The organism is Streptomyces boncukensis (assembly GCF_011045075.1).
Lineage (GTDB): Bacteria > Actinomycetota > Actinomycetes > Streptomycetales > Streptomycetaceae > Streptomyces > Streptomyces boncukensis.
Map to the genome: position 1 here is coordinate 1 of NZ_JAAKZZ010000524.1, position 4873 is coordinate 4873.

The 4873-nt window shown below is 73.9% G+C and carries 5 protein-coding genes and 1 pseudogene; 5 read left to right on the forward strand and 1 reads right to left on the reverse strand.

Features of this window, described 5'->3' with window-relative positions:
* The first annotated feature begins 58 nt into the window (after window positions 1–58).
* From G5C65_RS31170 to G5C65_RS31185, 4 genes are all read left to right on the forward strand, one after another.
* Entirely contained in the window at window positions 59–787 is a 729-nt protein-coding gene (locus G5C65_RS31170) for a type 1 glutamine amidotransferase (protein WP_165302400.1), read from the forward strand.
* A gap of 153 nt (window positions 788–940) precedes the next feature.
* The gene (locus G5C65_RS31175) at window positions 941–1894 is read left to right on the forward strand and encodes a cytochrome c oxidase assembly protein (RefSeq protein WP_165302401.1); all 954 of its coding nucleotides are present in this window, start codon (window positions 941–943) and stop codon (window positions 1892–1894) included.
* Window positions 1895–2035: 141 nt separating this feature from the next.
* The gene (locus G5C65_RS31180) at window positions 2036–2209 is read left to right on the forward strand and encodes a hypothetical protein (RefSeq protein WP_165302402.1); all 174 of its coding nucleotides are present in this window, start codon (window positions 2036–2038) and stop codon (window positions 2207–2209) included.
* A gap of 40 nt (window positions 2210–2249) precedes the next feature.
* Window positions 2250–2576 (forward strand): DUF6343 family protein, encoded by a 327-nt coding sequence (locus tag G5C65_RS31185; protein WP_165302403.1) that lies wholly within the window; start codon window positions 2250–2252, stop codon window positions 2574–2576.
* Between the two features lie 3 nt (window positions 2577–2579).
* Here G5C65_RS31185 and G5C65_RS31190 read toward each other — a convergent pair whose 3' ends face one another.
* The gene (locus G5C65_RS31190) at window positions 2580–3977 is read right to left on the reverse strand and encodes a hypothetical protein (RefSeq protein ID WP_241266197.1); all 1398 of its coding nucleotides are present in this window, start codon (window positions 3975–3977) and stop codon (window positions 2580–2582) included.
* Window positions 3978–4273: 296 nt separating this feature from the next.
* On the opposite strand from G5C65_RS31190, the pseudogene G5C65_RS31195 reads away from it, so the two are divergent.
* Window positions 4274–4873 (forward strand): annotated as a pseudogene (locus G5C65_RS31195) (molybdopterin-dependent oxidoreductase); the annotation flags it as partial.

Below are 4873 nucleotides of genomic sequence, written 5' to 3' on the forward strand. Positions count from 1 at the left end.
CCTCCCCCGTCTCCCCCGTCTTCCCCGACCTTTCCGATCCGCTGAAGGAGCTGGCGGTATGAGCAACGCGAGTCTGCGGCTGGTGTGGGTCTACCCGGACCTGCTGAGCACGTACGGTGACCAGGGCAACGCGCTGGTGGTGGAGCGGCGCGCACGGCAGCGCGGGCTGGACGTACAGCGCCTGGACGTGCGCTCGGACCAGCAGATTCCCACGTCCGGGGACATCTATCTGATCGGCGGCGGGGAGGACCGGCCGCAGCGGCTGGCCTCGGAGCGGCTGCTGCGGGACGGCGGGCTGAACCGGGCCGTGGACAACGGCGCCATCATCTTCTCGGTGTGCGCGGGCTACCAGATCATGGGGCACGAGTTCGTCAACGACCTCGGCGAGCGCTCCCCCGGACTGGGGCTGCTGGATGTGACGAGCATGCGCGGCGAGGGCGAGCGGTGCGTCGGCGACGTCCTGGGGGACGTGGACGAGCATCTGCGGCTGCCGCAGCTGACGGGGTTCGAGAACCACCAGGGCGTCACCCGGCTGGGCCCGACCGCGCGCCCGCTCGCGCGGGTGCAGCTGGGCAACGGGAACGGCACCGGGGACGGCACGGAGGGCGCGTGGAACGACACGGTCTTCGGCACGTATATGCACGGCCCGGTGCTGGCGCGGAACCCGCAGATCGCGGATCTGCTGATCAAGCTGTCGCTGGATGTGAACGCGCTGCCGCCGGTGGACGACCGGTGGTACGAGGCGCTGCGCGAGGAGCGGATCGCGGCGGCGACGCAGGCCGCCTGACACCGCAGGTCAGTTGAAGGGTGAACCGCCCGTTCGGGCCGCCCCCGCCGGGGCCGGCGCGGACGGGCGGTTCTAGTCTGGTGCGGGCGGATCCGCGCGTACTGGGGCGGTTCCGCGCGGACCGGGTGGACCGGGGAGAAGGCGGGAGTACGGATGGATCACGGCGGACACGGCATGATGATGGATCTGCCGCGGTTCACGCTCGGGCGCGGCCTGGCGTTCACGGGCGAGCCGTTCTTCCTGGTGGGGTGCGCGCTGGCGCTGGGCCTGTACGGCTGGGGCGTGCTGCGGCTGCGGCGGCGCGGGGACGGGTGGCCGGTGGGCCGGACCGTCGCGTTCGCGGCCGGGGTGCTCACCGTGCTGCTGGTGATGTGCACCCGGCTGAACGAGTACGGGATGGTGCTGTTCAGCGTGCACATGGTGCAGCACATGGTGATCAGCATGCTCTCGCCGATCCTGCTGCTGCTCGGCGCCCCGGTGACGCTCGCGCTGCGGGCGCTGCCCGCCGGGAGCCGCAGCCGGACAGGGCGCCGGGGCCCCCGGGACGTGCTGGTGGCGCTGCTGCACAGCCGCTATGTACAGGTGATCACCCACCCGGCGTTCACCATCCCGCTGTTCATCGCGAGCCTGTACGGCCTGTACTTCACACCGCTGTTCGACTTCCTGATGGAGTCGAAGGCCGGGCACATCGCGATGATGGTGCACTTCCTCGCGGTGGGCCTGGTGTTCTTCTGGCCGATCATGGGCGTGGACCCGGGGCCGCACCGGCCCGGCTATGTGATGCGGATGCTGGAGCTGTTCGCGGGGATGCCGTTCCACGCGTTCTTCGGGATCGCGCTGATGATGGCGTCGGAGCCGATGATCGACACCTACGCGCATCCGCCGGGGTCGCTGGGGGTGACGGCGCTGTCCGACCAGCAGGCGGCGGGCGGCATCGCGTGGGCGTTCAGCGAGATCCCGTCGGTGATCGTACTGATCGCACTCGTGTTCCAGTGGTACGTGACCGAGCAGCGCACGGCCCGGCGCCGGGACCGCAAGGCGGACCGGGACGGCGACCAGGAGCTGGCGGCCTACAACGCCTACCTGGCATCGCTCCAGGCGAAGTAGGGCCCGGCCGGGCGCGACGACAACCGCAGGACCGCAAGCAGTAGCGCGCGGGGCCGTGACCGGGTGACCATGGAGACCTGGACGCGGCCCCGCTGCGCGCGCGACCGGTGCTCCCCGGGGCCGCCGGGAGGAGGTGCGTCGATGCCCGGGATGACGGGGATGTCGAGCTCGGTGAAGACCATGACGGTGTGCACCGTGGCGGGTCTCGTGGCGGTGACCGCGTATTCAGCGGCGCTGGGCAGCAGCGGATGGCTGTGGTTCCTCTGGGTGGTGCTCGTCCTGGTGACGCTGGGCGTGGTGACGGCCCGCAACTGACCGCCCTGGGGAACCGCACACGCGCGACCGAGGAGGAGCGATGAACGCAGCACGCCGGGGCCCGCCGGTGCCCCGGTCGCGCTCCGGAGTGTACGGACGGCGCCATGAGCGCACCGGCAGCGAGCCGGCCACGGCGCAGAGCGCGGTACGGCTGCGACTGCTGCTGTCCGCGCTCTTCACCCCGCTGTGCCTGGCCGCCGCCGCGGGGTTCGCCCTCTGGGCGGCCGCGTCCGGCGGCGGCAGCTCACCGGGCAGCGGGCCCTTGTGGGGCATCGCCCTCGCCTGCGGGCTGCTCGGGCTGCTGGGCGCCGTGGATCTGGGGGTGCTGGTGGCGCGGCTGCGCCGGGAGCGCGGCGGACCGCGCTGAGGGTCACCAGCCGGTGAAGAGCAGGTGGTTGATCACCAGGGCCAGGACCGCCTGCCCGGCCAGCCACACCCGCAGCCCCCGGTCCGGCAGCAGGGCGGCGGCGGGCAGCAGCCACAGCGCGAACGGCAGCCAGATCCGCTCGGTCTCCGCCTTGCTCATGCCGGACAGGTCGGCGGCGGCGACGGCAAGCAGCGCGGCGAGCAGCAGCACCGTGAACCGGTCGGCCGGGCCCGCGGCGCGCCGCCACCCGCGGGCGAGGGCGCCGGGCGCGGCGCCCAGGGCGCGGCGCGCCCCCGCGGCGGTGGCCAGCCCGGTGACGGCCACGGTGCAGGCCAGATTGCCCCACACCCAGTACGAGTACGGCCGGATGCCCGCCGCCCCCTGGTAGTAGCGCTCGACGAGCAGACGGTAGCCCTCCCACCAGTTGAAACCCGCGAGGGTGAAGGCGGCGGCGACCAGCGCCACGCCCGCCAGCGCCGGCGGCAGCGGGCGGGCCGTCCGGGCGAGCAGCAGCACGGTCCCGGCGAGCAGCGCGTACAGCGTGAGCCCGTACGACAGATAGCACGTCAGCCCCAGCAGCAGGCCGGCGCCGAAGGCCGTGAGGCGCGGGGCGCGGACGGTGCGGGTGGCGGCGAGCGCGAGCAGCGCGAGGCCCCAGGCGGCGACGGCGGTGAAGTAGCCGTCGGCGGAGACGCCCATCCAGATCGCCGCGGGAGCCAGCACGAGGAAGGGCGCGGCACGCCGGGCCGTGGGCTCGTCGGTGAGGGCGCGCAGGGCCACGAGCGCCGCGGCGGCGGCCGAGGTGCCGACGGTCAGGACGAACACGGCGGCCCAGGCCCCGCCGCCGAGCCCGGCGCGGTCGAGGCCCACGAAGGTGAGGACGGCGCCCGGCGGATGCCCGGCGACGTGCGCGGGCCAGTTGTCCGGCGCGTCCATCAGGATGTGTCCGGTGAAGCCGCGCAGCGCGGCGCCGACGTCGTCGAAGCGGTCGATGACGGTGAGGTACTCGTAGCGGGTCGTGAGGCGTTCGGCGATGCCCCGGTGCCAGCCGTCCACCAGGGCCAGGGACCACGTCCAGGCCATGGCAGCGGCCCAGGCGGCGAGCAGCAGGCGCCGCCAGGGCAGCCGGGCGGCGAGCGGCGGCCCGTAGCCGACGACGAGCACGGCGACACAGAGCGCGGCGGGCGTGCCGGGGCCGGTGTGCGGGTCCCAGCGGGCGTAGAGCGGGGGCCAGTTGACGCGGAGGGTGCCGTCGGCGCTCTCGATGGCGTGGCCGACGACCACCGCGGCGGTGACGAGCAGCGCGGCGAGCCCGGCGGCGTACAGATCACGGCGTACGGCGCGGCGCGCACGGCGGCGCGGGCCGTCCGGGCGATCCGGTGCGCAGGCCCCGGACGGCATCGGGTCCGGGCCCGCCGGCGGTTGCTCGCCCGGGGCCGGTTCCGGGTGCGGCGGCGCGGCGCGGACGTTCGGGCGGGGGGCACGGCGGCGGACGAGGCGGTGGAGCAGCACGCCTGCACAGTAGGCCGCCGGGCGGCCGCGTGGGGCGCGGCGGGAGGGATGTCAGCGTTTCGTCATGGCCCTGAGCGGCCGCGACGCCCGCAGCCCGGCATACGGTCGGAGCGTGCGGCGGATCTTCCGTCCGCCTCCGCCGTCCGGACCCGTGTGCCGCGCGCACCGTCGAGGAGAGTGACGACATGGGCGCTGCTCGGAGCGCATCCCCTCCCCCGCCTGCCCGGCGCCGTACGCCTGGCGCGCTGTTCCGCAGTCCGCTGCGCGGGCCGTGGCTGACGTCGGTGCTGGGGCTGGTGCTGGCGGCCGGGCTCCCGCTGCTGTTCGTGACGGGGCTGCTGTCGTACGCGGCGTACAACCCGGATCTGTCGCCGGTGAACGACAAGACGCCGGACCGCGGTTGGCTGGGCTTCTATCTGTTCTCGTGGCCGACCGACCCGCACTGGCTGTACCGGCTGAACCAGGGGCTGCACGTGTCCGTCGGGGTGGCGCTGGTGCCGGTGCTGCTGGCGAAGCTGTGGTCGGTGGTGCCGAAGCTGTTCGCGCTGCCGCCCGTGCGCTCCGCGGGGCACGCGCTGGAGCGGATCTCGCTGCTGTTCCTGGTGGGCGGCGGGCTGTTCGAATTCGCCACGGGAGTGCTCAACGTGCAGCTGGAGTACGTGTTCCCGGGTTCGTTCTACCCGCTGCACTTCTACGGCGCCTGGGTGTTCGCCGCTGCGCTGGCCGTCCATGTGGCGCTGCGGCTGCCGCGCGCGGTGCGGGTGGTGCCTGTCTCTTATACACAA

Excerpts from the sequence above, each read along its gene's own strand:
- G5C65_RS31180 (WP_165302402.1), top strand. The coding sequence starts at position 2,036 with ATGCCCGGGATGACGGGGATGTCGAGCTCGGTGAAGACCATGACGGTG.
- G5C65_RS31190 (WP_241266197.1), bottom strand. The coding sequence starts at position 3,977 with ATGCCGTCCGGGGCCTGCGCACCGGATCGCCCGGACGGCCCGCGCCGC.
- G5C65_RS31175 (WP_165302401.1), top strand. The coding sequence starts at position 941 with ATGGATCACGGCGGACACGGCATGATGATGGATCTGCCGCGGTTCACG.
- G5C65_RS31185 (WP_165302403.1), top strand. The coding sequence starts at position 2,250 with ATGAACGCAGCACGCCGGGGCCCGCCGGTGCCCCGGTCGCGCTCCGGA.
- G5C65_RS31170 (WP_165302400.1), top strand. The coding sequence starts at position 59 with ATGAGCAACGCGAGTCTGCGGCTGGTGTGGGTCTACCCGGACCTGCTG.